This is a genomic window from Mycobacterium attenuatum (genome assembly GCF_900566085.1).
Classification (GTDB): domain Bacteria; phylum Actinomycetota; class Actinomycetes; order Mycobacteriales; family Mycobacteriaceae; genus Mycobacterium; species Mycobacterium attenuatum.
The window spans coordinates 17,524-43,688 of sequence record NZ_UPHT01000170.1; the positions used below are offsets into that span (position 1 = coordinate 17,524).

The window sequence follows — 26,165 nt, forward strand, 5'->3', positions numbered from 1 at the left end:
CGAGCCTCCTACGTCGGCAGCGGTTCGCGGACCGGGGCGCGCTGCGAGTGGTCGAGCGTCATCTGAAACCACTGCAGCGTCTTGTTCAACCCGGTTCGGTAGTCGACCCGCGGCTGCCAGCCCAACCGCTGGCGCGCCAGCGTGATGTCGGGGCAGCGGCGCTGCGGGTCGTCGACGGCCGGCGCGCTGAATTCGATCGTCGAATCGCTATCGGCCAGCGCACGAATCAACTCGGCGGCCTCGAGCACGGTCAGTTCGGTGGGATTGCCAATGTTGACCGGACCGCTGAAATCGCTGCGGGCCAACGCGATCAGGCCGGCCACCGTGTCGTCGACGTAGCACAGCGACCTGGTCTGGGTGCCGGCACCCGATACCGTCAGCGGTTCGCCACGCAGCGCCTGACGGCAGAACGTCGGAACCATCCGGCCGTCGTCCGCACGCATGCCCGGCCCGTAGGTGTTGAAGATGCGGACCACCCCGACATTGGTCCCGTGTTTTCGGTGATGAGCGAACACCAGCGCCTCCGCATAGCGTTTGGCTTCGTCGTAGACGCTGCGCGGCCCGATGGGATTAACGTTGCCCCAATAGCTTTCGCGTTGCGGATGCTGCTGGGCGTCGCCGTAGACCTCGCTGGTGGACGCCAGCACCAGCCGCCCGCCACCACGCTGGGCGATCTCCAGAGCCGTGGCTGTGCCCTCGGCTCCGGCCCGCAGCGTCGCGATCGGCAGCCGCTGGTAGTCCAGCGGGGAAGCCGGTGACGCCAAGTGGAAGACGGTGTCAAAGGCGACGCCGACTTTGCCGATGACTCCGGGATCGCAGACATCGCCGTGCACAAAGCGATAACCCGGGCGCCCCCGCAGCCGGGCCGCCGCGGCTGGCGAGCTGGTGGACAAGTCGTCCAGGCTGACCACCTCGACCCCGGCGCCCAGCAGCTGTTTACACAGGTGGGCACCGAGGAAGCCGGCTCCACCGGTGACCAATACGCGCGACATACCAAACACTCGCGTCTGGTACCCGGGAATTGGATGTTGAAACGTGTTTTGCCAGCGCCATTGCCGGGTAGTGGACTCGGATATGGCGGTCCCCTCTGCTAGCCGGCCCCGAACTTCGTTCGTCATCGCCACGCGCGATCGTGCCGACGAGCTGTGCGGCGTCCTGGGCCGGCTCCTTGACACCACACGCTGCCCGATAGTGGTGGTGGACAATGCATCCCGCGATAACTCGGTAACAGCCGCCGGCCGGCTGGCGTCGCGCTCCGGCAGCCGGCTGACCGTCATACCGTTGACCCGCAACGAGGGCGCGGTGGCCCGCAACATCGGTGTGGCAGTATGCGGCACACCGTTTGTCGCGTTCTGCGACGACGATTCCTGGTGGGCACCCGAGGCCGTCGAGTTCGCCGAGGTGCTGTTCGACGCGTATCCCACCGTGGCCCTGTTGGCCGGCCGTACCGTCGTGTGGCCGCAACACCGTGACGACCCGCTGGTCGACGAACTGGCCAACAGCCCGCTGGGTCGCCACGCCGCCTTGCCCGGGCCGTCCATTCTCGAGTTCCAGGCCTGTTCGGCGCTGGTTCGCAAGGCGGCATTCCAGGCTGCCGGTGGATTCAGCTCCATCCTGCACTTCCGGGGCGAAGAGGCGTTACTGGCCTGGGATCTGGCCGCGCAGGGCTGGGATCTGTGCTTCTGCCGTGCGCTGGTGGCATACCATCAGCCGTCTGCGGCACGAAAACCCAACCGGGTCCAGCACGCCCGCGTACTGCGCAACGAAGTGCTTACCGCATGCCTGCGCCGCCCGGTTGACCGGTGCATCCGCGCCTCGGCCGAGCTGGCCTGGGCGGCCACACACGACACCGCCCACGCCGCAGCGCTATTCGAGGCGATCAGTGCGCTGCCGAAAGCGCTTCGCGAACGTCGCCGGCTGCCGGAGCCGGTCGAGCGATCCGTTCGCCTTGTCGAAAGTCGTTGCGCGGCATTGTGATCCACGAACTACCCCGATCTGGTGCCGGCGACCACCCGCCGGGCCGGAACCACCTTTTCGTAGCTGCGTTCGGTATCGGCCGCGATCCGGTCCCACGTATAGCGGGTTCGTACCCGCTCCCGGCCGGACTTGCCCAAGGCGCTACGCCAGCCGCGGTCCCGAAGCAATGACGAGAGCGCCTGGGCCAGCGCGGCGGGGTCCCGCGGCGGAACCAGGCGGCCCGTCACGCCGTCGACAACGGTGTCGCGCATCCCACCCACGGCCGTGGCGACCACGGGCACCGCGCAGGCCATGGCCTCCAGCGGCACGATCCCGAACGGTTCGTACCAGGGGGTGCAGGCCACTACGTCCGCCGACCGGAGCATGGCCGGCATCTCGTCACGGGTGATCGCCCCGGCCAACTGCACGCGATCGGATACCCCCAGCCACGCGGCCAGCTCCAGCAACCGGCATGCCTCCGGCTCGTCGGCCAGTGCGCTGCGGTCCGGGCCACCGACGATCACCAGTTCGGCATCGGAGATCCGGGCCAGTGCGCGGATCAGGGTCTCGAACCCCTTGCGCGGCACCAATCTTCCCACCGACACGATGCGCGGCCGATCGCCGCGGTCGACTGCGGGTCCGACCGGGGTGAAGGCGTCGACGTCGACACCGCACGGCACCACCGACGTCCGCGACCGGGCACGGCCCATCCGAACCAGCTCGAAGACCTCGTCGGTGCTGGTGGCCGCCACCCAGTCGGCATCGCGAGCGACGACGGCCTCCACCCCGATGCGGCACCCCGGGCTGGTGTCGTCAGCACCCTGGTGCAGTCGTTTGACCGCGCCCAACGCGTGGAAGGTCTGCACGGTCGGGATGCGGTGCGCCCGGGCAGCGCGCTGAGTGGCCAGACCCGACATCCAGAAGTGGGCATGCGCCACATCCGGCGGTGCCGTCAGCCAGTTCGCGTCGAGGTACTGCGCGAATGCGTACATGTATTGCAGCAGTTCGTCTTTGGGTAGCGGGCGGGCGGGGCCGGCGGGCAGGTGCACGACGGTGTAGCCGCATTTGGTGGCCACGCTATCGGGCAGATCCGGGTCGTCGCGGCGGGTGTAGACCGCCACTTCGTGGCCACGCCGGGCCAGCGCGGCCGACAGCTCGGCGACGTGCACGTTCTGACCACCCGCGTCCACGCCGCCCAAATGCGCCAGCGGGCTGGCGTGTTCGGAGATCATCGCGATCCTCATGCCGGCTCCTTTCGGATCAACTGCACTGCTCCTCGATGAGTTGGTCCCATTCGGCGAGGAAGCGCTCCAGCGAGAAGCGGCTGGTGGCGAATTCCCGCGCCGCCTTGCCGGCGGCGACAGCGCTTGCGTGGTCGTTCATGAACTCGCGCAGGCCCCGCCCCAGCACGGCCACGTCGGCGCTGACGACGCCGGCCTCGGCGGGCACCAGCAGCGGGGCCATCGTCGTCGCGGCCGCCACCACCGGCATTCCCAGGAACATCGCCTCGACCAGCGACAGACCCAGCGAGGTCCAGCGCGCAGTATGCAGATACGCCCGCCGGCGGGCGACCCGCTCCCACAACTGCGGAGCCGCGACGTCGCCGCGGCCGGCGACCGCACCGCGATTGATGTCGAGCGCCTGGCTGCCGATGCCCCATACGTCGATGGCGGCGTATGCCGACAACGGTTCCAACAGGTCAGCTCCGACCGTGCGCCACCGGCGCAACGGCTCATTGATCATGGTGGCCGCGCGCAGGACCTCGCCGGTGTATTGCGGGCCGGGATCGGCCATGCCGTGTTCGATCACCCGGGTCGGCGCCGACCCGCTGTCCCACATCAGCCGGTTGAAATCGGTGACGTGCACCAGCGGGATATCGCCGCGATCGGCAACCGGATGGCGGCTGCGTTCGGCATGCGGCCGCGGGGCGTTGTGCTCGACGTACACCGCGGGAACGTCGACGCCGGCGCGACGCCCCGTCCACCGGGCATACAGGGCGGCCTCATGCGGGTTCTGCAACACCACCACATCGATGTCGTGGCGACCCAGTTCCTCCAACGCGACCTCGCGCGCGTGGGGCCATGACCGGCCCGCCAGGCCCCGGCCTTGCGCACCGCCTTCGGCGGCCAGCGGGATCAGGTAGCGGTGGCGGCCCGCCACGAACGCCTGCGTCCAGGACCCGTGCACGTGCCACACCAGCACCGTCTTGGCTTCACGCTCGGACATGGCGAGCCAGATACCCTTGAGGTGATTCGTTAAACGGCTTTTTCGCCGGCGATTTGCCGACTCCAGACCGCGCCGGGCCTATCCGCCGGTTCGCCGGTTACCTACCCTTGAACTGGGTATACGGGATGGGTTATGCAGGAATTCCGCGAACACAGCAACCCGCGCGGCGTGGTGGTGATCGGGGCCTCGGCGGGCGGTGTCGAGGCGCTGCAAAGCTTGGCCGCCGGCCTGTCCGCAGATCTGCCCTATGCCTTCCTGGTGGCCCTGCACCTGCCGCCGGGCGCGCCCAGCGTCCTGGCTCGGATCATCGACCGGAGCGGCCCACTGCCGGCCGTGGCCGCCGAGCACGGCGCGCCGCTTCGGGCGGGCCAGATCTACGTGGCCCGGCCGGATCGTCATCTCCTGGTCGGCGGGCAGCACGCGATGCTGTCGCAGGGGCCGACCGAAAACGGGCATCGCCCGGCGATCAACGCGTTATTCCGTTCGGCAGCACTGGCGTTCGGGCCGCGCGCCATCGGGGTGCTGTTGTCCGGTGTGCTCGACGACGGCGTGCTGGGGCTGGCGGCGATCCGCTCGCGCGGCGGCACCACCATCGGCCAAAGACCCGAGGATGCGCTGTTCCCGTCGATGCCCACCAACGCCCGAAACGCCGGGGTGCTGGACCGGGAGGTGGCCGCGGCGCAGGTCGGCGCCGTGCTCAAGGAGCTGTCGCACCGCAAGATCAAGGAGCTCGCCATGGAACCCGACCGCGCGCTGGAACTGGAAAACCGGATCGCCATGGCGTCTCCGTTCTCGACCGACTTCGACACCCAGGAGATGGGAACGGCATCGGGCTACACCTGCCCGGACTGCCACGGCTCGCTGGTGTCCCTCGGCGAGGGCCACTACCGCTGCCGTGTCGGTCACGCCTGGACGGCCGACGCGCTGCTGGCCGCCCGCGACGACGAGATCGAGGGCGCGCTGTGGGTGGCGTTGCGCAGCCTGCAGGAGAAGGCCAGGCTGGCGCGGCATCTGGCCGGCAAGGCCGGCCGCGGTCCGCTCTACCAGCGCTACAGCGCCCAGGCGGAGGAGACCGAGCGGGCACTGGCCGTGCTCAGCCAGCGGCTATCGACCAGTGTTCCCCGCCGCGGTGACGCCGGTGATGACGATGACTGACTACGACGCACACATGGTGGTCGACATCGAGCGCCACGACGACGCGACGGTCCTGACGGTCAAGGGGATGCTCGACAGCCTGACATACCGGGAGCTGCGCGACGCCGTCATCAAGGCGGCCCTGGAAGAACCGCGCGCGGTGATCGTGGACGTGAATCAGCTGTCGGTGCCGACGGCCTCCGCCTGGTCGGTGTTCACCAGCGCGCGCTGGCACGTCAGCACCTGGCCGGACGTCGCCGTCCTGCTGATCAGCCGGGACGCCCAGACTCGGCGGGCGATCACCGGCGCCGGGGTGGCGCGATATGTGCCGGTGCATCCCACCCGCGAGGCGGCACTCGGCGCGATGGCGGAGCTGTCGCTGCACGGCCGGCGGCGCACCCGGGCACAGCTGCCGCCGACCGCGGTCAGCGTCCGGGTGGCTCGCTCGCTGATCCAGGCGTGGCTGGCCGCGTGGGCCAGAGATGATCTGGTCGCGGTCGCCGCGACCGTGGCGACGGTGCTGGTGGAAAACGTGCTGGCGCATACCGACAGCGCGCCGGTACTGGTGGTGGAAAACTACCGGGACACCGTCACCGTGGCGGTCGAAGACAACAGCCGGCAACCAGCGGCGCGGCACGAAGTCGCCGGGCGGGGCGCCGAAACGTTGTCCGGCCTGTCCATCGTTGCGGCGCTGTGCCGGGCCTGGGGCAGCACCCCGACCTCGTCCGGCAAGACGGTGTGGGCGCTGGTCGGCCCCGAAAACGAGCTGTGACGCCGCGAGTAGTGTTCCAGTCCGTCGGTCCCCCTCAGCGAATGCGAACGTCACAGCCATGAACCCCACAACCGACGAGTCCTTCGAGGCCTTGTTGCGCTACATGCGGGATTCCCGCGGTTTCGACTTCACCGGCTACAAACGCACATCACTGATGCGCCGGGTCCGGCACCGGATGGATCAAGCCGGCTACGCGGGCTTCGACGACTATCTCGACGTCCTGCAGGCCAGCTCCGACGAATTCGCCGCCCTGTTCAACACGATCCTGATCAATGTGACCGCGTTCTTCCGCGACCAGGAGTCCTGGGATTTCGTCAACACCGACGTCATTCCGCGGATGCTGGCCGAGCGTGGTCCCGACGACCCGGTCCGGGTGTGGAGCGCCGGATGTGCGTCGGGGCCGGAGGCCTACACCCTGGCCATGCTGCTGGCCGAGGCGCTGGGTGCCGACGCATTCCGGCAGCGGGTCAAGATCTACGCCACCGACGTCGACGAAGACGCACTCGCCGAGGGACGCATGGCCGCCTACGACGCCAAGGCTGTCGAACCGGTGCCGCCCGAGCTGTTGTCTCGCTACTTCGACCAGGTCAACGGCCGCTACGTATTTCGCAAGGATCTGCGCCGCGCCGTCATCTTCGGCCGCAACGACCTGGTCAAGGACGCGCCGATCTCCCGCGTCGACCTGCTGGTGTGTCGCAACACGCTGATGTACCTCAACGCCGAAACGCAACGAAATGTACTGAGCCGCTTGCATTTCGCGCTGGCGCCGCAGGGCACCATGTTCCTCGGGCACGCCGAGATGCTGTTGAGCCACGGCGACCGGTTCACCCCGCTGAACCTCAAGAACCGGATCTTCCGCAAGACTCTTGGGTCGCACGACAGTATCAACCGCTACGACCCGGCAGCCGGGCCCTACGACCGGCAGGACAATTCCTCGGGTCCAACCACATTGCGCGACTTAGCCTTTCGCGCCGGACCGGTGGCCCAGATCGTGGTCACCGGCGAGGACACCGTGGCGATGATCAACCAGCAGGCCGAGACGATTTTCGGCCTCTCGGCCCGCGACATCGGACGACTGTTGCGCGACCTGGAAGTGTCCTATCGGCCCGTCGAGCTGCGCACCTATCTGGAGCAGGCCAAGGTGGAGCGGCGTTCGGCGCGGATTCAAGACGTCAAGTGGCAGCGGCCGGGGGCCGACCCGGTGTGGTTCGAGATCCACGTCAACCCGCTCCTGGATACCCAGAACGGCCTGCTCGGAGTCTCCATCGTGTTCTTCGACGTCAGTGCGACGCGCGCCCTGCTCGACAAGGTGGTCCAGACCAACCGGCAGCTGGAGACGGCCTACGAGGAACTGCAGTCCACCAACGAGGAGTTGGAGACCACCAACGAGGAACTGCAGTCGACGGTGGAAGAGCTCGAGACCACCAACGAGGAACTGCAGTCCACCAACGAAGAACTCGAAACGATGAACGAGGAGCTGCAGTCCACCAACGACGAGCTGCACACCATCAACGACACCCTGCGCGAACGCACTCTCGAGTTGGACGACGTGAAGAATCTGCTGGACTCGCTGATCAACTCGGTCCGCCCGGGCATGGTGGTGGTGGATCGGGAGATGCGGGTGGTGGTGTGGAACCGCGGCAGCGAAGACCTGTGGGGGTTGCGCGCCGACGAGGCGGCAGGAGCACCGTTGACCTCGCTGGATATCGGGCTGCCCATGGAAAGCCTGCGGCCGTTGATCGGCAGCGCCTTCGTGGACCCCGACAGCTTCGGTGAAACCCTGCTGGATGCGGTCAACCGGCGCGGCCGCCCGGCCCAGGTACGAGTGACCTGCACACCGTTCCGCTCGGCCGGTGACGTTGTCGGCGGGGCGCTGCTGCTGATGGAGGTGGTGGGCTGACCGCCGCCGGGCAGTCAGCCGAAAAACGAAGCGCACGCGGCGCGGCGCGGTCGGTCAGCCGTTGGCGCCGGGCGACGGTCCGGAATGCGAAGCCATCCTCTCCGACGGTTTCAACCCTGGCGTAGGGGGTAGTCTCCGCCCGTCGCGGAGCGCCCCAAGAAACGCGGGAAGGGAGTCGCGGGGTTCGAAGGAGGGTGGATGAAGATCGCGATCGTCAGCGATGACCACGCCATCGGTGCCATAGACACCGATGACTACGGGCAGCTGTGCGCGGCATTGGCCAACCATGGGCACGATGTGACGGCTTTCTTTCGCCGCCGGTCCACCTTCGGAGACGCCGCAACCGACGGCTATCGTACGGTCGCGGTGAGCGCCGGTCCGGTCGCGGCGGTCCCCTCTGAACAGGTGCTGCCTTATGTGGGCGACTGGGCCGCCGAGCTGGCCCGGCTGTGGTCGTCGGATCCTCCCGACGTCGTTCATGCCCTCGGATGGCTGGGGGGCCTGGCCGCCCAGTTGGCCGCGAAGCGGCTACAGCTACCAACCGTCCAGAGCTTCCACGGGCTGGCCCCGCTGATGCGGCCCGACACGGCCGTTGGCAGTCCCGGCGGCTCCGAACGCGCCCGGCTCGAACCGCTGCTGGCACGCAACGCGGCCTGGGTCACCGGCGGCAGCAGTACCGAGGTGAGCGCACTGGCCCGGCTGCGGCGCACCCGCGCCCGACTGTCGCTGTTGGCCGCCGGCGTCAACGTCCGGCGCTACACCCCCGTGGGTCCCGAACTCGCCCGCACCGAGCAGCATCGCATTGTCTGTGTGGCACCGGATCCCTTCCCGGACAGCGGCTTCGACGAGATGGTCCGCGTACTCCCCAAGATTCCCGCGGCCGAACTCGTCATCGCCGAAACCGCCGCACCCGGCTCCGGGCACCGCGAAGCTCGGCGCGCACTGGAAAACCTTGCCGCGCAGCTGCGGGTGAGCGACAGGGTGCGGCTGGCCGGGCGGGTCACGGCCGGCGAACTGCCGGCGCTGCTGCGCTCGGCCGACGTGGTCGCGTGCACGCCACGACAGGCGCCGCGGGCCAACGCCGCGCTGCAAGCCATGGCCAGCGGCGTCGCCGTGGTGGCGGTGTCCACCGGGGCGCTGGCCGACACGGTGGTGCACTCGGTCACCGGCTTCCTGGTGCCACCCGACAATCCCCGGGAATTGGCGTTGGCATTGAAAACGCTTCAAGGACACAGCTTTCAGTGCGCGGGCATGGGAGCGGCGGGGCGGTTGCACGCGGAGTCGCGGTTCAGCTGGGACCGCATCGCCCTGGACGCGCTGAACATCTACTGTCAGGTGAGCCCGGTCGACCGCCGCGATCCTGTGGCGAGCGCCACATAACGGCGAGCATGAACTACCATCATTGTCAACTATGACAAGTGTTACCGAGGACACACGGTGCCGTGCCCGTCCGCAACTGCGCGACGCGATCCACATTGACGGCAAGGATCGCCCGGAGCAACAGGACGGTCCGGCCGCGGTGCGCCACGCACACTTCCACACCGCCGATCCGGTAGCCGCCCAGAAATTCTTCGGCAATGCCTATCACCCGGGCTGGCGAATCACCGAGTTCACCAAGGGATCGACCGTCACCCACCGTCGGTGCGCCGCCGAGCTCATCACCGTCGACGACATTGCGATTCAGGGTCGCGCCGACTGCGAAATCCGCACGGCCCGTGGCTTTGTCGTGATCCAACCGCGCTCGGGCTCGTTGCTCGCGGTTGGCGACGGGGTTCCGAACACGGACAAGCCCCTGCTGACCGTCGGCGGATTCCCGCGGTTGCTGCGGCTGAGCAACGTCCGGTTCAGCGTTGCCAGTGTCGACGCCGGCCTGCTCCAGCAGGTGGCCGCGGGGCGGCAGACGCCGATGCCGCCGCAGGTCGAATTCCTCAGTTCCCGACCGCGCACGCCCGGGGCCGCGCGAATCTGGCGCGATGCGTTCGACTACGTCGCCGGCAGCTTCGCCGCCGCCGAAACCGCCCGGCACCCGCTGCTGGTCGCCGCGGCGGTCCGGCTGTTGGCTGCCGCGCTGCTCGAATGCTTCCCGTCCAACATCACCACCGGTGAATCGTCGCCCGGTGACCCCTCGGTACCCCGAGCCCTGCAAACCGCCATGTCGTTCATTCACCGCCACGCGGGCATGAACATCGGGGTCAAGGACGTCGCGGCCGTGGTACATCTGACGCCGCGGGCAGTGCAATACCTGTTCCGACAGCAGCTCGACACCACTCCGACCGAATACCTGCGCCGGGTCTGGCTGCATCGAGCCCATCAGGACCTGATTTCCGGCGACCGATCGTCGACCACGGTCAGCGAGATCGCGCAGCGCTGGGGCTTCGCGCACACCGGACGGTTCGCCGTGCTCTATCGCCAGACCTACGGCGAAAGTCCGCACACCGCGCTCAAGCGTACCGGCGGCGGCTAGCGGGTCATCCAGTTCTGGCCAACGGCCGAGAGCCAGATGTACTCTGCCCCTTGGCAATTCGTTGCACCAGCGTTCGGGTGGCCTTTTCCAGGATCTGCTGTGCGGCGTCCGGCCGCCGAGCCCGGCGCGCCCGGCCGACCGCCGCGGCGATGGTCGCGCCCTGCTCATACCCGGTGACCACCCGGGGATCCACGTAAGAGCCGCGCGCCACCGCCGGCGTGTTGCCGAGCTCCTCGGCGACTTCGCGCATCACCGCGGCCACGACCCGCTGGGTGACGCGCTGCGACACGGCTGGGTCCGCGTCGGCGAACGCCGCGGCAGCCAGCACGGTGCCATGCCAGGTCCGTAGGTCCTTGACGCTGTAGTCGTTGCCGACCAACTCTTTGAAGCGCGCGTTGAGGTCATCGGCACGTATATCGGCCCATCCGGACCCGTTACGGCACAACAGAAGTCGATCCGAACGCGGGCTTCGGCGGGTCAAAGAGCGCACCGCGCGGGCCACTTCGGAGTCGTCGAGCATCAGGGTGCGCCGCACTCCGCTCTTAGCGGGATAGTCGAAGGCGACCGCGTCGCGGCGCACCGTCACGTGCTCGCAGCGCAGGGTGGCGATGCCGTAGGAGTCATTTTCGTCCGCGTACTGTTCACCGCCGGCCCGGAAGTAGCCCAGATCAAGCAGATGCAGCGCCAACGCCAGCACCCGATCCCGGCTCAGACCCCGGCCGTGGAGGTCCTTGGCGATCCGGCGCCGCAGCGCCGGCAGTTCTTTGGACAACTCCAGCACCCGGTCGAACTTCTCCTCGGCACGCTCCTGCTGCCAGGCCTGGTGATAGAGGTATTGGCGGCGTCCCGCCGCGTCGGTGCCGACCGCCTGAATGTGTCCGTTGGGATGCGGCGAGATCCACACCTTTCGCCACGCCGGCGGGATCACCAGATCCTTGATCCGCTGCAGGGTTTCGCCGTCGCTTCGCAATTGGCCGTCCGGCCCGTAGTAGGCGAAGCCCTTGCCGCGCCGTTTCCGCGCGATACCGGGCTTTCCCACATCGCTGCGTCGCAGCCGCATTCGGCGCTCCTCTCGATCCCCGGAGCCCATTCCTGGAGTCCATCCTTGGAGGAATTACCCGCCCGGACAACGGCTCACACCGGGGCCGGTCAGTAGTCCGGCAGATGCACGTCGCGGGTGCGCAGCAGCAGCGGAACCAGCACCCAGAAAACCGCGAACAGCGCCAGCGCGCACGCCCCGGCGATCAAGCCGGCGGTCGCCCCCGAAACCGCGTCGAAAATGATGACCGTCACGCCGGTCAGGGCCAGCCCGAGCAGGACCAAACCGGCGTAGGCGCACCGGTGTGCCGCCGACACCAGCACCTCCAGGCGGTGCCGGCGGAACAACAGCCGGTGCATCCCTACCGGGGCGATCAGCAGCACCGTGGCGCCCACCGAACACCCCACCGTCGCCAGAAACACCCCGTGCAGTCCCAGGGCGCCGAAGCGCTGCTGAAACGGCAGCGTCAGCAAGAACCCGGTGAGCAGCTGAACCCCGGTCTGGACCACCCGCAGCTCTTGCAGCAGGCTGTTCCAATTACGGTCGAGCCGTTGGAGTTCGGTCTCCCCGCGGTTGCGGTGATCCCATTGCTGGTCGCGTTCCGGATGATCGACATCCATGCCGGTGATCATCGCATTCGGCGAGATCCGGCGGGGATTTTCCGCCGGCCTGCACGGGGTGTTCCGGCTGCGGGTCCGGTCAGCCCGCCATGAACTCCTGGTAGGCCGATTCCAGATGTGGCGGCAGGGCCGTCACATTGCACTGGCGCTCGGTGTCGCCGATGGGCGCCAGGATCCCGCGCAGCTCGTAGTACTCGTTGGGATGCGCGGTGAAATAGTTGCGAATGTCGGCGGCCGCGTCCCCACGCGGCTGCCCGTAGGCGGCCATGACCACCTGGTTGGCACCCGGATGCGTGGCGAGGTACTGCTGCGCCGAACCGGTTACCGACGAAACGGTGGCGTGAACGCCTTCCGGACTGCAATCGGGTGCGGCCGCAGCCGCCGGCGCACCGGCGATTCCGATGGCCAGCCCCCCGAGCAGGCAGCCGGCGCTCAGGCCGGCAACGCGCCGACGCGCGACGATACTGCTGAATTTCATGACGTGTTCCTTCGCATGAGCAAACTGATCATGGAGGTTCCCGAATCCCCGAAAGCCAAAGTAGCGGAAGCGAAAGCGGCTGCCGGGCGGCGTTCGCTCAGGACGAACACGCAACGGCGGCGGCAACCGTCACAGCCGTGACAGCAGCGCACTGGTGTGACCCGTTGTGTTAAGGAACGGCCAAATTCTCAGAAGGGAAGGCGAGTTCTTAGGCGATCGTTATCTCGATCGTGACGAAAACGTGATGTGTCAGCGGTTCAGTTTGCCGTCCCGCACACCGGTCAATGCCTCGTCCAGCGTCGGGTAGAGCGCGAAGGTTTTGTCCAGACCGGTCAGGTGAATCGGCCGTCGGGTCGCCGGGCCGCGTGCGACCACCCCGAACTGGGCCGCGCTCCCGAGTTTTTCGTAGGTCGACGCGAGGATCTTGAGTCCCACCGAGCCGAGGAACTCGACCCCGGACAGATCGATGATCAGCGCCGAGGGATTGTCCGCGACCACGCCACCGATGGCCTCTTCGAGTGCTGGAGCGGTGACCAGGTCGATTTCGCCACCGATACTGAGCACGGCGACCCCGTCGTGGTCGGTGACCTCGGCGGTGATCGAATCAGGAGTTGACAATGGCGGTCCTTTGTCCAAAGCCTTGGGGGTACTGCAAGCCTAACGCGCAGCCCGAACTGCGAGAAGAAGAAGACCTTGACGCGTCAGACGGGTGCGTCCCAGGCTAGTCTCGCCATATGAGCAGCGCCCCTCGGGGCGCGACACGGCACTTGGGGAGGCCAGATGTCAGACTTGCCGGTGGAGCTCACCAACGCCGTCTCGCAGACCGTCAGCCTCTCCAGCGACGCTCTGCTGCCACAGCTGGTCCAGCATCTGCGGCAGAACCGGACCGGGTTGCGGGAGGAGTGGGCGCGGAGGATCACCGAGGCAGAGCTGCTCACCGCGATGACACCGGAGGAGATCTTCTCCGAGGCAACCGCCGTCTACGACAACTACGTCGAGGTGCTCGAGACGGGCAGCGTCGAGGCGCTGCAGGACTACGCGCGCGACCTGTCGGAGCGCATCATTCCCCGGGGCGTGGAGACCGACGAGGTCGTCGGGATCGTGCTGTTGCTGCGCGACGTGCTCGCCCGGTCGCTGTTCGAGAAGTATCAAACCGACTTCGAGATGCTCAACCAAGTGCTCGACGCCTACGAACCGGCGGCCAACCGGATCGCCAACACCGTGGCGGTCAGCTTCGTGCAGGAACGCGAGCGCATCATTCGCCAGCAGCAGGAAGCCATCCGCGAGCTGTCGACGCCGGTTCTGCAGGTGCGCGAGCAGCTGCTCATTCTGCCGATCATCGGTGTGCTGGACAGCCAGCGTGCCCGCCAGGTCACCGAGCAGCTGCTGCGAGCCATCCGGGCTAACCGGGCCAAGGTCGTGGTCATCGACATCACTGGGGTGCCCACCATCGACTCGACGGTGGCCAACCACCTGGTGCAAACGGTGGACGCCTCCGGTTTGATGGGCGCGAGTGTGATCATCACCGGCCTGTCCTCCGAAATCGCTTTGACGCTGGTCACTATCGGGCTGGACCTATCGAAGATGAACGCCGTCGGCGATCTGCAGGGCGGCATCGAGGAAGCCGAGCGGTTGCTGGGCTACGAAGTCACCCGCACCGGCGACTAGACCGGGTAGACACTCATCAAAAGGCAGCCCGTGCCCGTACCGATTCTCAAACTTGGACCGATTCTCATTGCGACGGTCCGCTCCGCGCTCACCGACTCCGAAACCGAACTCTTCCGCCAACGGCTGATGGACCGCGTCACCGAATTCCGCTCCCAGGGCATCATTGTCGACGTCACCGCCGTCGAGGTGCTGGATTCGTTCGCTGCGCGGTCCCTGCAGACGATCGCCCGGATGATTCGGCTGCGCGGCGCGGAGACGGTGATCGTGGGCCTGCGCCCGGAGGTGGCCTTCGCGATGGTCCAGCTGGGGCTGGCCTTCGACGATATGCACACCGCGCTGGACCTGGAAGAGGGCCTGGCGCTGCTGAACCGCAAGCTGGGCCTGGAAATGCCGATGATCGGGCCCGACAGTGACGGATGACATCGTCGTCGAGGTCGACCACCCCGACGACATCGTCGCCGCTCGCCACGCCGGGCATCAGCTCGCCAGCGAGCTGGGGTTCTCGCTGACCGACGTCACCATGATCGCCACCGCGATCTCCGAAATCGCCCGCAACATCACCAGCTACGCCGGCCGGGGCGAAGTCCGGGTCGCGGTGGCCGACCGCGAGGGCCGCAAGGCCCTGGTGGTGCGTGCCGAAGACGAGGGCCCCGGGATCGCGGATGTCGATCGAGCGATGGAGGACGGCTACTCCACCGGCCGCGGGCTGGGGATGGGCTTGCCGGGCGCGCGCCGGCTGATGGACCGGCTGATCGTGGAGTCGGCAGTTGGCCGCGGAACTACCGTCGAGATGTGGAAATGGGTTCCGCCCCGTGCGCGATAACGGCCGGTTCGGGCCGATCGAGTGGGCGGTCGCGGGCCGCCCACGGCCGGGCGAGCACAGCTGCGGTGACCTGCCGATCGCGATCCAGATCGACCACGACGCCGCGCTGTTCGGTGTCCTGGATGGGCTAGGGCACGGCCCGGAGGCAGCCCGTGCGGCGCATATCGCGGTCGACGTGCTCAAGGATGCATGCGACGAACGCCTCGAGGTGCTGGTCCAGCTCTGCCACCGCATGCTTTCCGGCACCCGGGGGGTGGCGATGACGCTGGCCAGAATCGACTTCTCCGCCGGGGGGCTGTGCTGGACGGGAGTGGGAAACGTCGCCGCCAACCTGGCTGCCAAGGCGATCAGCGGGGTCCGGATCAGTTCCAGCGTGCGGCTGACCGCCGGCATCGTCGGCTACCGGATACCGGAGGTCACCCCGGCCAAAGTGGTGCCGATCCGTGCCGGCGACCTTCTGGTCATCGCCACCGACGGCATCACCGACGATCACCTGGACCACATCGACTTCGCCGCTTCCGCCACTGCCATCGCCGAGCAGATACTGGTCAAGCACGCCAAGGACACTGACGACGCGATGGTGCTGGCCGCGCGTCACCGGGGCATCTCGACATGACCTACACCGACGATTTCCATGCCCGCTATTTCGTCGCGTTGCGTACCTACCTGGACAAGCGTGACGAGGACAGCCTGGCCTTCGGCCACGAGCTGGGACGCCGGGCCTTGGCGGAACGCATCAGCATGCTCGACATCATCGAGAACCATTTCCGGCTGCTCGAGGAGCTCTCGGAGGACGCTGCGCCGGGGCGGCCGATCGCCCTGGAGTTCCTGCTGCAGACCCTGGCCGCCCTCGACGTGGCCACCCGCGGATTCCTCGACGGCACCAGGCGTTACGAACAGGAGCGGGCCCGGGCCGAGGATCTGGCCCACCGCGACACCTTCCGCAACGCCCTGGTGAACTCGTTGCAGGAAGGCTTCTTCGTCGCCGACCACGACGGCGCGGTGATCGAGATGAACAGCGCGTTCGCCGAGATCATCGGTTATCCCCCGGAGGGCTTGCCGTACCGCTGGCCGCATCCGTGGCTGCTCGACAAGAAGAGTGCCGCCCAGCAACAGCAGCGGGTTCGCCGGGACGGCTTTGCCGAGTACGAGACACCGATCCGGCACCGCGACGGCCATCTGGTCTGGGTCACGGTGAGTATCAACGCGGTTCGGGGCGCCGTCGCGGATCGCGACGTGTACGTGGGCACGGTTCGCGACATCACCGCCGAGCGAGCTTTTGCCGCCCGGGAAAGCGCGGTGCTGCGGCTGGCCACGTCGGTCAGCGTGGCCAAGAGCATGGCCGAGGTGCTGTCGATCACCCTCGACGAATGCCGGACAGCCGTCGACGTGCAACGCGTGGTTGCGGTCATGTGGCCGCCCGGCGACGGCGAACCGACCGTCCAGGTTGCCGGGGAGCCGTCCGAGACGTCGTGGCGGAGGATGGATCCGCTGCTGCGCCAGACGTTGTCGGAGGCACGCCAGCAACTGCCGCTGACGGCGCGAACGATCGAGTGGCCGGATTCTGCGGGCAAGGCCCGGGGGCTGGTCGCGGTGCTGTCGGGTGCCGCCGACGTCGCGTTGTGGCTGGAGCTGCGGGTGCCGCGCTGGGTGACCGCCGAGGACCGGCTGCTGGTCACGGTACTCATCGGTCACTTGAGCCTGGCCATTCAGCATGTCCGGCAGTTCGAGAGCGCGCGTGAGACGTCGCTGACCCTGCAGCGGGCCATGCTGCCGCCGGTGAAGCCGCCGCCGGGTTTCGCCGTCCGCTACGAACCCGCGGTGCCGCCCTTGGAGATCGGTGGCGACTGGTACGACGTGCTGGCCCTCGGCGACCACCGCATCGGCATTGTCGTCGGCGACTGCGTAGGGCGCGGCTTGCCGGCCGCGGCGATCATGGGTCAGCTGCGCAGCTCGGCGCGCGCGCTGTTACTCACCGGCGCGCAACCCGCGTTGTTGCTCGAACAACTCGACGCGGCCGCCTCGCTCATTCCGGACGCCTACTGCACCACGGTCTTTCTGGCCATCCTGGACACCAAGTCCGGAATCCTGGACTACAGCAACGCCGGGCATATGCCTGCGGTGCTTGCCGAGCCCGGCCGCGGGACCACCTTGCTCACCGATGCCCGGTCGGTGCCGCTGGCGGTCCGCCGCACCCAGCCCCGCCCGGAGGCGTCTCAGGAATTGCTGCCCGGCTCGACGCTGATGCTGTTCACCGACGGTTTGGTCGAGCGCAAACACGAATCGATCGACGAAGGCCTGGGACGCGTTGCCGACGTGCTGTCCCAGTCGATGACGTTGCCCATCGACGCCGTCGCCGATGCCGTACTGGGCCGGCTGGCGCCAGCGGCCGGATACGACGACGACGTCGCGATGGTGGCATACCGGCATCCACATGGGCCGCTTCGCATCGAGACCAGAGCCACCCCAGAGCAATTGGCCGGCATCCGGCGCCAGCTGGCCTGGTGGCTGCGAGCCGCCGATGTCCCCGCCGAACGGGCCGGCGACATCGTGCTGGTGATCAGTGAGGCATGCACCAACTGCATCGAGCACGCATACCGTGGGCACCGCGTCGGGACCATGCTGGTCGACGTGAGAGCCGTCGACGGAGCGGTCCATGCGCGCGTCGTCGACTCCGGATCGTGGAAGACACCGGCGCCCGAGCCGAGCAACGGCGGCCGGGGCCTGATGCTGATCAACGCCATCGGCGACGCGGTGGAAATCGACAACAGCCCGGGCGGAACCGCGATCGAGGTGACGTTTCGGCTGTCTGGTTAGCCCGAATTTAAGACGGCCGAGGCCTCAGCCGAAGAAGATGTTGCGGCGGCGGATCAATAGGCCGTACAACATCTGCTGGATCGTCTCCCGTACGTGGTCGGTCAATTCGAATGTGACGTTGGGGTCGTCGGCGTCGGCGCGATCGTAGTCGGCGGTGCCGATCGGCCGGCCGAAAGCGATGTGCCACTTCGACGGCAGCGGTATCAGGCCGGCCGGGCCGGCCCACGGGAACAACGGGGTGATCGGGAAGTACGGCAGGCCCAGCAGCCTGGCCAGCGGCTTGACATCACCCAGCATCGGATAGATCTCCTCCGAGCCCACCACCGCGCACGGGATGATCGGGGCTTTGGCGTGCACCGCGGCCGACACAAAGCCTCCGCGACCGAACCGCCGCAGCTTGTAGCGATCCCGGAAGCACTTGCCCAAGCCCTTGTAGCCCTCGGGGAACACCGCGGCAATCTCGCCGGCCGCCAGCAAACGATGGGCGTCGGTCGGGCAGGCCAGCGTGTGGCCGGCCTTGCGGGCAACCTCCCCGATGACCGGCAGGTCGAAGCACAAGTCAGCGGCCAGCGCTCGCAGGTTTCGGTGCGCGGGATGGTGCTCGTGCACCGCTGCCGAGATCATCAGCGCGTCGACGGGCAACACTCCGCCGTGGTTGGACACCACCAGTGCGGCGCCCTCGTCGGGCAGATTCTCGATCCCGCTGACCTCGACCCGAAACCACGACCGCGAGAAAAACCGCAGCAACGGCCGTACCAGGGCGTCGGTGAAGTGGGGGTCGAAGCCGAACTCGTCGACCGGGTAGTCCCCGGTCAGCCGTTTACGCAGGAATCGGGCAACGGCGCTGACGCGTTCGGCAAGCTCGTTGGCCGGTGGCCGGGCTTGCGGCGGTGCCCCGGCTACGAGGGCGCGGTGGCGATCGAGGTCTCGGACGACCGCGGCGACCTGCCGGTCGGTGATCCTGGAAGTGGGCGGCGCCGAGGTGGGCCGCCCGGCCGTTTGTCGGCCAGCCTTTTGCCGCGCCGCCAGACGGTCCCGATTCCTTTGTAATTCAATAACATTGGCCCTCACAGGCATGACCAACCCCCCGACACGCTCGGTGTCTGGAATGAACTCGAAACTGAGGCTTCTTTTTGATCCCGATAGGCGCCGCCCCCGCAGCGCATGCAAGGAGTTTAGTCCTTGCGCATCGGCAATAGAAGACGTGGGCATGAACAAAAACATTTCTACGGTGATCTCGGTGAGATCACGGTCTGCCAGAACACAATTCATCTGGCGGCATCCCGGCTAATCTGTCCGGGCCGTCAAAATTCGGGCGAGCTAGCGACCAGACAGTGCCCGAGGTGAAGATCAGATATCGCATGCAGAGCGCGGCCGCCGCGGCGGCGGCCGCAGCGACGATCGTCTCGGCGGCGCCCGCTGATGCCGGCCCCGGTTACCGGTTCCGGTCACCTCTGGGAACGCCTTCTCACATCATGAGCGTCGATGCTGACGGCAACGGCGACGTCGCCTGTCAAGGCGGCGGCACCTCTGCGGTGCCGAAACCGGCTGACTGTACAGGGCCTGGGGCGACCGCTTCGCGCTGGAACAGCGCAGCGCCGGGGTCGCCGTGCCACAGCGAAGCCACGGGGATGACCTGCACCGACTCGACTACCGTCATTACTTCCGCCTGTCCCTGGACGGTAATCAGCTCGGTTGACAACGCCGCGCCATTGGGTCGGGACCCGGTGCCGACAGGTTGAGTTGCCGGATCCGGGGTATTCAAGGGCGTGACCCGCACAGCCTTGCAGCCCGTCGAGCATGCCGCCGAGCCGTCTTTGCCGGCCGGGCACGGGCCACTGTCGATCGCCGTACGCCGCGCGCTGACCGGACCGGCGCCCCGCGACCCGTTCACCCGTATCGGCGCGTCGGTGGGAGATGTCGATCCCTACGGCCTGGATCTGCAGCTGGCCTTGTATACGTGCTATGAGCTGCATTACCGCGGCTTTTTCGGAGTGGACCCGACGTGGGAGTGGAATCCCGCCCTGCTGCATCTACGTGCCGAACTCGAGCGGGCATTTCTGACGGGTGTGCACCGTGATGTGGGCGCCATTGAGCCGCACGACACGGCGGTGGGCGAAATGGACAAGCTCTCGATTGAACCCGTCGACGGCACCGGGCCGTCGTATTACCTGCGAGACACCGGCACGTGGCAGCAGATGCGTGAATACTTTGCGCACCGGTCGCTATATCACCTCAAAGAAGGTGATCCTCATGCGTGGGCAATTCCGCGTCTGACCGGTCAGGCCAAGGCGGCATTCGTCGCCGTCGAGTTCGACGAATACGGCGCCGGCAATGGCCCGCGGGTACACCAGCAACTGTTCGCCGACCTGCTGGAGGCGGCCCAGCTGGATTCGTCCTACTTGGGCTACCTCGGCGTGGTTCCCGCGGAATCACTGGCAGTGGTCAACATCATGTCGTTGTTCGGGTTGCACCGGCGGTTACGCGGCGCCGCGATCGGGCACTTCGCGGCCACGGAGATCACCTCGCCACCGGGTTCCCGGCGGATGGTCGAGGCGCTGCGACGGATGGACGCCCCCGAGGCATGTGCCGCCTTCTACCGCGAACACGTGGAGGCGGACGCGGTACACGAACAGGTCGTGCGCATCGACGTGGTGTGCGACCTCGTCGCCCGCGAACCGCACCTCGACCAGGACATCGTCTTCGGGATGCGAGCGTTCGAGTTCCTCGAAACCCGGCTGGCCGACTGCCTGATGCGGTCATGGCAGGCGGGCGAGACATCGCTGCGCCGGCCCTTGGACGAGGTCTAGATTCTCCCCGCTTAAAAAAAGGGGGGGTCGTCGTCGGGTGGGGCGGGACCGGCTTGGGTGGTGCGGTCGGGGGTCGCGCGGTGCGCGCCTGGTGGTTTTGTGGCGTTCGACGGCTATCCGGTACGCCTTGTCTTGGGTGCGGGTGCGGCGTCGTTTGGGCATCATGGCGGTTTGTCGGGGCAGTGGTTCGGTGGTGGTGTGGGGCCCCCGTGGCGACGGCGCCGGGCATAGGGTTGTTGCCTGTGGCTACAGGAGATGCGCTCTTCGCCGCAGTGTCGATGAGGTCAATGCCGGTCCAACATGCTTCCTGGGTCTGAATCGAGTCTCACCCCAAACCCGTGTAGTGGTGTAACCGGGTTGCTCGCGACGTTTGCGCCAAGCTCAGTCCTCGTCAGGCCCACGGTCCTCCTCAAGCAAAGGCACAACGTCGCGGACCACCGGATCGCTACCGCAGCTGCAGATTCCGCTCGCGCGGGCCAACCGCGTAAGGCTGGGGACGCTGGGAAAACGGCGGGCGTTAAGTCCCCCCACCACCTGAAGAACCGGCGCCTGCCGACGCAGATTGACCCCGTCGAGCCTGCCCCTGAGACCGCTGCGCCCGCGGGGGCCGGCATCTGCGATGGCTGGTGTCGCACAGGGGGTATTCCTTGCTGCGGCGGCAGGTGCAGATGGCCACCATGAAGCGGTCCGATTCCACGACGCCGCCCCCGGGTGTCTCGATGCGCACTGGACCCGACACCAGTACCGGCCCGTTGGGCACGACCTGAACCCGGGTGGTCGTCATGACTTGTCCGCCCGGATCACCACAAGTTCCTCATCCCGACAGCCGCGGCGCACCCGGCCGGTCTCCTCCAGCCACGCCGCCCGCGCCGACAATACCGGTCCGAATGGAATCCATTGCGAGGCAATGACTTCCGCGTCCAAGCCGGTAGAACGCAGACCGTCCAGGGACCGCTGAACACCCGCCAGGGCTGACTGCACCAGCAACAGGGATCCCCCGTCGCACAACAGCTTTGCCGCTGACCCGCACAACGGATCGAGCACCAGACGCCCATCGGGACCGGCGTTCCAGGCCCACGACGGACCGGCCGCAGGCGAAATCGCGTCGGAGTCGTCAACGGGGGGTGCGGGGACATACGGCGGATTGGACACGATCACCTCGAACGGCGCGCAGGTGAAGGCGCGGGTCCACGACCCCTGCCGAACGTCGACGTCCACTCCGGCGTCAGCAACGTTGTCGCGGGAACAGCGCACCGCATTCGGACAGATATCGAAGGCCGTGACGCTAGCACAGCCCAGCTCAGCGGCGGCGATCGCGACGAAGCCGCTGCCGGTACACAAGTCGAGCACCCTGCGTTGCGGTATCACACCGGTCCGCGCCATGGTGTCCACGAGCAAGCGGGAATCGAATTGGGGCTGGTACACCATGTCGGCGACCAGTGCGCCATCCGGGGCAGGGAAGGTGGTCGTCAAGGTAGGCCTTTCGAGGCACCGCCGTGGCGATCACGGCGTGATAGTACTAATGCCCGCACAGCGCTGTTTGAAACCACCTCGGTACCATCGGCGCAATTTGCTATCCCGCGGCCTGCGCGAATTGGTTGACGATCGTCGAGCAGAATGTCGGAAGGTCCGACGGTGAGCGACTGGTGATCAAATTGCCGTCCACAACCACCTCTTCGTCCACGACGTTGGCGCCCGCATTACGCAAGTCGGTGCGAATGCTGCGATAGGAGGTGAGCGTTCGGCCTTTCACCACACCTGCCTCGACCAGGGTCCATGGTCCATGACAGATTGCCGCAACCGGTTTTCCGGACTCCACGAAGTCACGGACGAAAGACACCGCAGCGCTGTCGGAACGTAGCTTGTCGGGGTTCACCGTGCCACCGGGCAACACCAAGCCGTCGAACTCACCTACCGACGCATCCGCGACCGCGCGGTCCACCGCGAACCTGCCGGCCGGATCGAGATCGTGTTCGCGCGCCTGGATTTCGCCGCTTCGAAGCGACACCACCTCCACCTGAGCCCCGGCTTGTAGGAGTGCGGCGCGCGGCTGCTCCAGTTCGGCCTTTTCCACACCGTCGGCAGCCAAGATGGCAATCCTCTTGCCTTGCAACTCGTTCGACATCGGCGTGCTCCTTATGGGTTCAAGACGACTTTGGTGCAGCCGTCTTGCTTGTGCTTGAAGATCTCGTAGCCGTGCGGCGCCTGATCGAGCTTCAGATGGTGGCTGATGATCACCGTCGGATCGATCTCCCCGCCGCGGATGCGATCCAAAAGCGGCCGCATGTAGCGTTGCACGTGACACTGGCCGGTCTTGATGGTCAGCGAACGGTTCATAACCGCGCCGATGGGGAACTTGTCCATGACGCCGCCGTACACCCCGATGACCGAGACGGTGCCGCCGTTGCGGCAACTGAGCACCGCTTCCCGAAGTGCATGCGGCCGTTCGGTTTCCAACCGTGCAGCCTGCTTAACGCGGTCGTAGGCGTCCACCACTTTAGAACCGTTGCGAGCTTCCATACCGGCCGCGTCGATGCAGTGGTCGGGTCCACGTCCGGCGGTGATGTCCCGCAGCTCCTCCAGCACCGAAGTCTCGGCGAAGTTGAGCGGTGTCGCACCAAGCCGGCCCGCCAGCTCCAACCGATGCGGAATCCGGTCAATGGCAATTACTTTGGATGCACCGAACAGGTAGGCGCTGGCCACCGCGAACAGGCCCACCGGACCGGCACCCCACACCGCGACAATGTCGCCGGGGACGATGCCGCACATCTCGGCACCCATGTAGCCGGTGGGAAGGATGTCCGACAAGAACAACACCTGGTCGTCGGTCAGATCGTCTTCGACTTTCAGCGGTCCCACGTCGGCGAATGGCACCCGGGCGTATTCGGCCTGACCGCCGGCAAACCCGCCCAGCATGTGTGAATATCCGAAAAGCCCTGCGGGTGAATGCCCTAGCAGCTTCTCTGCCATACCGGCGTTGGGGTTGGAGTTCTCACACAGGGAGTAGAGATCGCGCTCGCACGCAGCGCACGCCCCGCACGCGATCGGGAACGGAACCACCACGCGATCGCCAACCGCCAAGTTGGACACGGCTTTTCCGACTTCAACCACCTCACCCATGAATTCGTGCCCAAGCACGTCACCATGCTTGACGGTGGGGATGTAGCCGTCATAGATGTGCAGGTCCGAACCGCAGATCGCGGTGGCGGTGACCCGCACAATGGCGTCGCGGTCGTTGCGGATCGCAGGATCTGGAACAGATTGCACCTCAACGCTATTGCGTCCAGCCCAGACGGTAGCCTTCATCGGTCCGCTCCTTTGCCCACCGGCTGCGCGCTCTGCTGATGCATCTGGCGAAATGCCGAAGTTCCTTCCGGTGACCCATCGGAATACAGGATCTGCCCCGTTTCCAGGATCTGCTTGAATCGGCGCAGGTCGTCGTTGACCTGCTGTTCCGGCGACTCGCCCAACAGCGTCGCAACCGATTTCCCGAGCACACCGCCCGGTATGTGGTACCCGATCGTCACCCGGACCTCGGTACCGTCGCCGGTGGCGGTCGGGTTGAATTCGACGCTGCCCCCGTGGCTGACCCCGGAATCGCGCACGGATTGCCAGGCGATCCGTTTGTTGGGCACGTCTTCGACAAGCTGTGCATCCCACTGCACGGGCTGGCCTACCGGTGCGTTTGCGGCCCAACGCGACCGCCCGTCGCCGCCCGCGGTGACCGATCGTAGGTGGTGCATGAAGCTGGGCAGGTTCTCCAGGTCACGCCAGAACCGATACACGTCCTCCGGCGAACGGCGCACCGTCACCGCGGCTCTCAGCGACCGATGCTTGCTGCCGTTGCCATGCCGGTGACCTCCGTCGCGGGCGGCGCGCACCGCGGCGTACAGGTCGGCCCCGGCGATTCCGGTCAGCGCGACGGCGGCTACGGCGCCGCGCGCCCGTCCCTCCCGGCCACGGCCGAGAACACCCGCCCCGAGCAGCGCGATGTCCAGCGCGTCCCCGGCGACCCTGGTCCACACCAGTTTCGGTGAGCCGAGCAATAACGCTGCCGCGTGGCCGCATTCGCGAATACCCATGGCGCGGATGACCGAACGCGACCGGTCGGTGTCGCCAACACCGGCAAGCTTCGCCACTTTTCCAGGCGCCAGCACTTCGGCGAGTCCGAGACCTAGGCTGGCTCCCGCAAGACCGCGCGCCAAAGTTGCCGTTGCGCTCGCCGAAGCGTCATTCATTGTCAAACTCCTTGCCTTGCCAGACCGGGCCAGACCGGGCATTTCGGGGCGGGGTGGATGCCGGCGAATACCCCGGTGGCGATGGGCCAAACGTGTTGCTAGGGGGCGGCCGTCCGCAGCTTGTGAAGCAGCGGTTCGGCGGCCTCCTTGAGGAAGACATCTTGGTGCTGCCCGCCGATCTGCACGACGGCGATATCGGTGAAGCCGGCTTCCCAATACGGCCGCACCGATTCGACGATGGCATCCAGGTCCGGGCCGCAGGCAATGTTTTCGGCGACGTCGTCGGGACGTACGAACTGGGTGGCGGCGGCGAAGCCGGCCGGCGTCGGCAGGTCCGCGTTGACCGCCCAGCCACCGCCGAACCAGCGGAACTGATCATGGGCGCGTTCGACGGCGGCATCGCGGTTGGGATCCCAGCACACCGGTATCTGCCCGACCACCCGTCCGGGGCCGGTGCCGTTGGCAACCTGACGTGCCGCGTGCCACGAGTCGACCAGGTCGCCGTCGGGCTCCACCGCGATCAGGTGGTCGGCAAGCTTGGCGAAATTGTCGACGGCCTTCGGTCCCCCGACCGCCACCCCGATACCGACCGGAATATCGGGCAGGTCCCACAGCCGCGCGGAATCGACCTGGAAATAGTCGCCACGCCAGTTGACCAGCCGGCCGCCGAACAGTTCGCGGATGATCTTGACTGCCTCACGCAACATGTCCTGGCGACGCTCGGCCGCCGGCCAGCCCCGGCCGACGACGTGCTCGTTGAGATTCTCGCCGCTGCCAAGTCCGAGCGTGAACCGCCCATCGGACAGGATCTGCACGGTGGCGGCCTGCTGCGCGACGATCGCGGGGTGATACCGCATGGTCGGACAGGTCACGTAGGAGTACAAGTCGACCCGTTCGGTGGCATGCGCCACCGCGCCCAATACCGCCCAGGCATTGGGCGCGTGTCCTTGCGACGTCAGCCAGGGTGAGAAATGATCGCTGCAGACTAGAAAGTCGAAGCCCCGCTGTTCGGCCGAAAGAGCGTGCCGTACAAGCTCTTTCGGTCCGCTTTGTTCCGTCATCAACGTATAGCCGAAATTCGCCATACCAATCGGGGTACCCGGCTGTGCGCCGGCGTAACGCCGCTGCGACAAGTCGCGCCCCGATTCGCCATGGCGTTACGCATGCGCCGGCTTACCGCTGCCGACGAACGGGTAGACCCATCCCAGCGGCGGCAACTG

26 protein-coding genes are annotated in these 26,165 nt (G+C 67.1%); 12 read left to right on the forward strand and 14 right to left on the reverse strand.

All coding sequences use genetic code 11. The annotated features are described in order from the left end of the window. Positions 1 to 8: 8 nt before the first annotated feature. Positions 9 to 992 carry an NAD-dependent epimerase/dehydratase family protein gene (locus EET13_RS26800; RefSeq protein ID WP_425293735.1) on the reverse strand — a complete coding sequence of 328 codons (984 nt, stop codon included), beginning with the start codon at positions 990 to 992 and terminating at the stop codon, positions 9 to 11. Positions 993 to 1,074: 82 nt separating this feature from the next. Here EET13_RS26800 and EET13_RS31025 point away from each other — a divergent pair, with 82 nt between their 5' ends. After that, the gene (locus EET13_RS31025; RefSeq protein ID WP_211186542.1) at positions 1,075 to 1,977 is read left to right on the forward strand and encodes a glycosyltransferase family 2 protein; all 903 of its coding nucleotides are present in this window, start codon (positions 1,075 to 1,077) and stop codon (positions 1,975 to 1,977) included. An 8-nt stretch (positions 1,978 to 1,985) separates the two neighbouring features. Here EET13_RS31025 and EET13_RS26810 read toward each other — a convergent pair whose 3' ends face one another. Together EET13_RS26810 and EET13_RS26815 are read right to left on the reverse strand one after the other, a co-directional pair. Beyond that, positions 1,986 to 3,200, reverse strand: coding sequence for a glycosyltransferase (locus EET13_RS26810; RefSeq protein WP_122445086.1), 1,215 nt, complete (start codon positions 3,198 to 3,200; stop codon positions 1,986 to 1,988). 16 nt (positions 3,201 to 3,216) lie between these two features. Then, positions 3,217 to 4,182 (reverse strand): glycosyltransferase, encoded by a 966-nt coding sequence (locus EET13_RS26815; RefSeq protein WP_211186543.1) that lies wholly within the window; start codon positions 4,180 to 4,182, stop codon positions 3,217 to 3,219. Between the two features lie 132 nt (positions 4,183 to 4,314). On the opposite strand from EET13_RS26815, the gene EET13_RS26820 reads away from it, so the two are divergent. The 5 genes from EET13_RS26820 to EET13_RS26840 all read left to right on the forward strand — a co-directional run bounded on the left by EET13_RS26820 (position 4,315) and on the right by EET13_RS26840 (position 10,452). Continuing rightward, entirely contained in the window at positions 4,315 to 5,337 is a 1,023-nt protein-coding gene (locus EET13_RS26820) for a chemotaxis protein CheB (protein WP_122445087.1), read from the forward strand. Continuing rightward, positions 5,330 to 6,088, forward strand: a complete 759-nt coding sequence (locus EET13_RS26825; RefSeq protein WP_211189145.1) for an STAS domain-containing protein — start codon at positions 5,330 to 5,332, stop codon at positions 6,086 to 6,088. Before EET13_RS26820 ends, EET13_RS26825 begins: the two co-directional genes overlap by 8 nt. 58 nt (positions 6,089 to 6,146) lie before the next feature. Then, entirely contained in the window at positions 6,147 to 7,988 is a 1,842-nt protein-coding gene (locus tag EET13_RS26830) for a CheR family methyltransferase (protein WP_122445088.1), read from the forward strand. 198 nt (positions 7,989 to 8,186) lie between these two features. Continuing rightward, positions 8,187 to 9,368, forward strand: coding sequence for a glycosyltransferase (locus EET13_RS26835; RefSeq protein WP_122445089.1), 1,182 nt, complete (start codon positions 8,187 to 8,189; stop codon positions 9,366 to 9,368). Positions 9,369 to 9,399: 31 nt separating this feature from the next. Then, positions 9,400 to 10,452 (forward strand): helix-turn-helix transcriptional regulator, encoded by a 1,053-nt coding sequence (locus EET13_RS26840; protein ID WP_122445090.1) that lies wholly within the window; start codon positions 9,400 to 9,402, stop codon positions 10,450 to 10,452. Between the two features lie 4 nt (positions 10,453 to 10,456). Here EET13_RS26840 and EET13_RS26845 read toward each other — a convergent pair whose 3' ends face one another. The 4 genes from EET13_RS26845 to EET13_RS26860 all read right to left on the reverse strand — a co-directional run bounded on the left by EET13_RS26845 (position 10,457) and on the right by EET13_RS26860 (position 13,207). Beyond that, complete coding sequence (locus tag EET13_RS26845; RefSeq protein WP_122445091.1) at positions 10,457 to 11,512, reverse strand: DNA topoisomerase IB; 1,056 nt, start codon at positions 11,510 to 11,512, stop codon at positions 10,457 to 10,459. 89 nt (positions 11,513 to 11,601) lie between these two features. Then, positions 11,602 to 12,111 carry a DUF6328 family protein gene (locus tag EET13_RS26850; protein ID WP_122445131.1) on the reverse strand — a complete coding sequence of 170 codons (510 nt, stop codon included), beginning with the start codon at positions 12,109 to 12,111 and terminating at the stop codon, positions 11,602 to 11,604. Positions 12,112 to 12,190: 79 nt separating this feature from the next. After that, a complete protein-coding gene (locus EET13_RS26855; RefSeq protein WP_122445092.1) occupies positions 12,191 to 12,589 on the reverse strand; it encodes a heme-binding protein in 399 nt (132 codons plus the stop codon). A 249-nt stretch (positions 12,590 to 12,838) separates the two neighbouring features. Further along, on the reverse strand, positions 12,839 to 13,207 hold the full coding sequence (locus tag EET13_RS26860) for an STAS domain-containing protein (RefSeq protein ID WP_122445093.1): 369 nt from the start codon (positions 13,205 to 13,207) through the stop codon (positions 12,839 to 12,841). 162 nt (positions 13,208 to 13,369) lie between these two features. On the opposite strand from EET13_RS26860, the gene EET13_RS26865 reads away from it, so the two are divergent. From EET13_RS26865 to EET13_RS26885, 5 genes are read left to right on the forward strand one after another with little or no spacing between them, the layout of a single operon-like run. Next, a complete protein-coding gene (locus EET13_RS26865) occupies positions 13,370 to 14,257 on the forward strand; it encodes an STAS domain-containing protein (RefSeq protein ID WP_122445094.1) in 888 nt (295 codons plus the stop codon). Between the two features lie 30 nt (positions 14,258 to 14,287). After that, positions 14,288 to 14,677, forward strand: a complete 390-nt coding sequence (locus EET13_RS26870) for an STAS domain-containing protein (protein WP_122445095.1) — start codon at positions 14,288 to 14,290, stop codon at positions 14,675 to 14,677. After that, the gene (locus EET13_RS26875; RefSeq protein ID WP_122445096.1) at positions 14,667 to 15,080 is read left to right on the forward strand and encodes an anti-sigma regulatory factor; all 414 of its coding nucleotides are present in this window, start codon (positions 14,667 to 14,669) and stop codon (positions 15,078 to 15,080) included. Before EET13_RS26870 ends, EET13_RS26875 begins: the two co-directional genes overlap by 11 nt. Further along, the gene (locus EET13_RS26880) at positions 15,070 to 15,696 is read left to right on the forward strand and encodes a SpoIIE family protein phosphatase (protein ID WP_122445097.1); all 627 of its coding nucleotides are present in this window, start codon (positions 15,070 to 15,072) and stop codon (positions 15,694 to 15,696) included. Before EET13_RS26875 ends, EET13_RS26880 begins: the two co-directional genes overlap by 11 nt. Then, entirely contained in the window at positions 15,693 to 17,897 is a 2,205-nt protein-coding gene (locus tag EET13_RS26885; protein ID WP_122445098.1) for a SpoIIE family protein phosphatase, read from the forward strand. Before EET13_RS26880 ends, EET13_RS26885 begins: the two co-directional genes overlap by 4 nt. Positions 17,898 to 17,921: 24 nt before the next feature. On the opposite strand, the gene EET13_RS26890 is transcribed toward EET13_RS26885, so the two are convergent. Continuing rightward, the gene (locus EET13_RS26890; protein WP_425294053.1) at positions 17,922 to 18,968 is read right to left on the reverse strand and encodes a lysophospholipid acyltransferase family protein; all 1,047 of its coding nucleotides are present in this window, start codon (positions 18,966 to 18,968) and stop codon (positions 17,922 to 17,924) included. A gap of 698 nt (positions 18,969 to 19,666) precedes the next feature. Between EET13_RS26890 and EET13_RS26895 the strand changes: the two genes are divergently transcribed. Then, positions 19,667 to 20,707: an iron-containing redox enzyme family protein gene (locus EET13_RS26895; RefSeq protein ID WP_244604133.1), complete on the forward strand. Its 1,041-nt coding sequence runs from the start codon at positions 19,667 to 19,669 to the stop codon at positions 20,705 to 20,707. A 517-nt stretch (positions 20,708 to 21,224) separates the two neighbouring features. On the opposite strand, the gene EET13_RS26905 is transcribed toward EET13_RS26895, so the two are convergent. The 6 genes from EET13_RS26905 to EET13_RS26930 form a co-directional block, all read right to left on the reverse strand. Further along, entirely contained in the window at positions 21,225 to 21,491 is a 267-nt protein-coding gene (locus tag EET13_RS26905; RefSeq protein ID WP_122445100.1) for a CDGSH iron-sulfur domain-containing protein, read from the reverse strand. Further along, a complete protein-coding gene (locus tag EET13_RS26910) occupies positions 21,488 to 22,180 on the reverse strand; it encodes a HemK2/MTQ2 family protein methyltransferase (protein ID WP_122445101.1) in 693 nt (230 codons plus the stop codon). The genes EET13_RS26905 and EET13_RS26910 overlap by 4 nt, the downstream gene beginning before the upstream one ends. A 100-nt stretch (positions 22,181 to 22,280) precedes the next feature. After that, on the reverse strand, positions 22,281 to 22,832 hold the full coding sequence (locus tag EET13_RS26915; protein ID WP_122445102.1) for a type 1 glutamine amidotransferase domain-containing protein: 552 nt from the start codon (positions 22,830 to 22,832) through the stop codon (positions 22,281 to 22,283). A gap of 11 nt (positions 22,833 to 22,843) precedes the next feature. Then, positions 22,844 to 24,013: a zinc-dependent alcohol dehydrogenase gene (locus EET13_RS26920; RefSeq protein ID WP_122445103.1), complete on the reverse strand. Its 1,170-nt coding sequence runs from the start codon at positions 24,011 to 24,013 to the stop codon at positions 22,844 to 22,846. Then, complete coding sequence (locus EET13_RS26925; protein ID WP_122445104.1) at positions 24,010 to 24,945, reverse strand: SRPBCC family protein; 936 nt, start codon at positions 24,943 to 24,945, stop codon at positions 24,010 to 24,012. The genes EET13_RS26920 and EET13_RS26925 overlap by 4 nt, the downstream gene beginning before the upstream one ends. A 98-nt stretch (positions 24,946 to 25,043) precedes the next feature. Continuing rightward, positions 25,044 to 26,030, reverse strand: coding sequence for an LLM class F420-dependent oxidoreductase (locus EET13_RS26930; protein WP_122445105.1), 987 nt, complete (start codon positions 26,028 to 26,030; stop codon positions 25,044 to 25,046). Positions 26,031 to 26,165 lie beyond the last annotated feature (135 nt).

Excerpts from the sequence above, each read along its gene's own strand:
- EET13_RS26800 (WP_425293735.1), bottom strand. The coding sequence starts at position 992 with ATGTCGCGCGTATTGGTCACCGGTGGAGCCGGCTTCCTCGGTGCCCAC.
- EET13_RS31025 (WP_211186542.1), top strand. The coding sequence starts at position 1,075 with ATGGCGGTCCCCTCTGCTAGCCGGCCCCGAACTTCGTTCGTCATCGCC.
- EET13_RS26810 (WP_122445086.1), bottom strand. The coding sequence starts at position 3,200 with ATGAGGATCGCGATGATCTCCGAACACGCCAGCCCGCTGGCGCATTTG.
- EET13_RS26815 (WP_211186543.1), bottom strand. The coding sequence starts at position 4,182 with ATGTCCGAGCGTGAAGCCAAGACGGTGCTGGTGTGGCACGTGCACGGG.
- EET13_RS26820 (WP_122445087.1), top strand. The coding sequence starts at position 4,315 with ATGCAGGAATTCCGCGAACACAGCAACCCGCGCGGCGTGGTGGTGATC.
- EET13_RS26825 (WP_211189145.1), top strand. The coding sequence starts at position 5,330 with ATGACTGACTACGACGCACACATGGTGGTCGACATCGAGCGCCACGAC.
- EET13_RS26830 (WP_122445088.1), top strand. The coding sequence starts at position 6,147 with ATGAACCCCACAACCGACGAGTCCTTCGAGGCCTTGTTGCGCTACATG.
- EET13_RS26835 (WP_122445089.1), top strand. The coding sequence starts at position 8,187 with ATGAAGATCGCGATCGTCAGCGATGACCACGCCATCGGTGCCATAGAC.
- EET13_RS26840 (WP_122445090.1), top strand. The coding sequence starts at position 9,400 with ATGACAAGTGTTACCGAGGACACACGGTGCCGTGCCCGTCCGCAACTG.
- EET13_RS26845 (WP_122445091.1), bottom strand. The coding sequence starts at position 11,512 with ATGCGGCTGCGACGCAGCGATGTGGGAAAGCCCGGTATCGCGCGGAAA.
- EET13_RS26850 (WP_122445131.1), bottom strand. The coding sequence starts at position 12,111 with ATGGATGTCGATCATCCGGAACGCGACCAGCAATGGGATCACCGCAAC.
- EET13_RS26855 (WP_122445092.1), bottom strand. The coding sequence starts at position 12,589 with ATGAAATTCAGCAGTATCGTCGCGCGTCGGCGCGTTGCCGGCCTGAGC.
- EET13_RS26865 (WP_122445094.1), top strand. The coding sequence starts at position 13,370 with ATGTCAGACTTGCCGGTGGAGCTCACCAACGCCGTCTCGCAGACCGTC.
- EET13_RS26885 (WP_122445098.1), top strand. The coding sequence starts at position 15,693 with ATGACCTACACCGACGATTTCCATGCCCGCTATTTCGTCGCGTTGCGT.
- EET13_RS26905 (WP_122445100.1), bottom strand. The coding sequence starts at position 21,491 with ATGACGACCACCCGGGTTCAGGTCGTGCCCAACGGGCCGGTACTGGTG.
- EET13_RS26915 (WP_122445102.1), bottom strand. The coding sequence starts at position 22,832 with ATGTCGAACGAGTTGCAAGGCAAGAGGATTGCCATCTTGGCTGCCGAC.
- EET13_RS26920 (WP_122445103.1), bottom strand. The coding sequence starts at position 24,013 with ATGAAGGCTACCGTCTGGGCTGGACGCAATAGCGTTGAGGTGCAATCT.
- EET13_RS26925 (WP_122445104.1), bottom strand. The coding sequence starts at position 24,945 with ATGAATGACGCTTCGGCGAGCGCAACGGCAACTTTGGCGCGCGGTCTT.
- EET13_RS26930 (WP_122445105.1), bottom strand. The coding sequence starts at position 26,030 with ATGGCGAATTTCGGCTATACGTTGATGACGGAACAAAGCGGACCGAAA.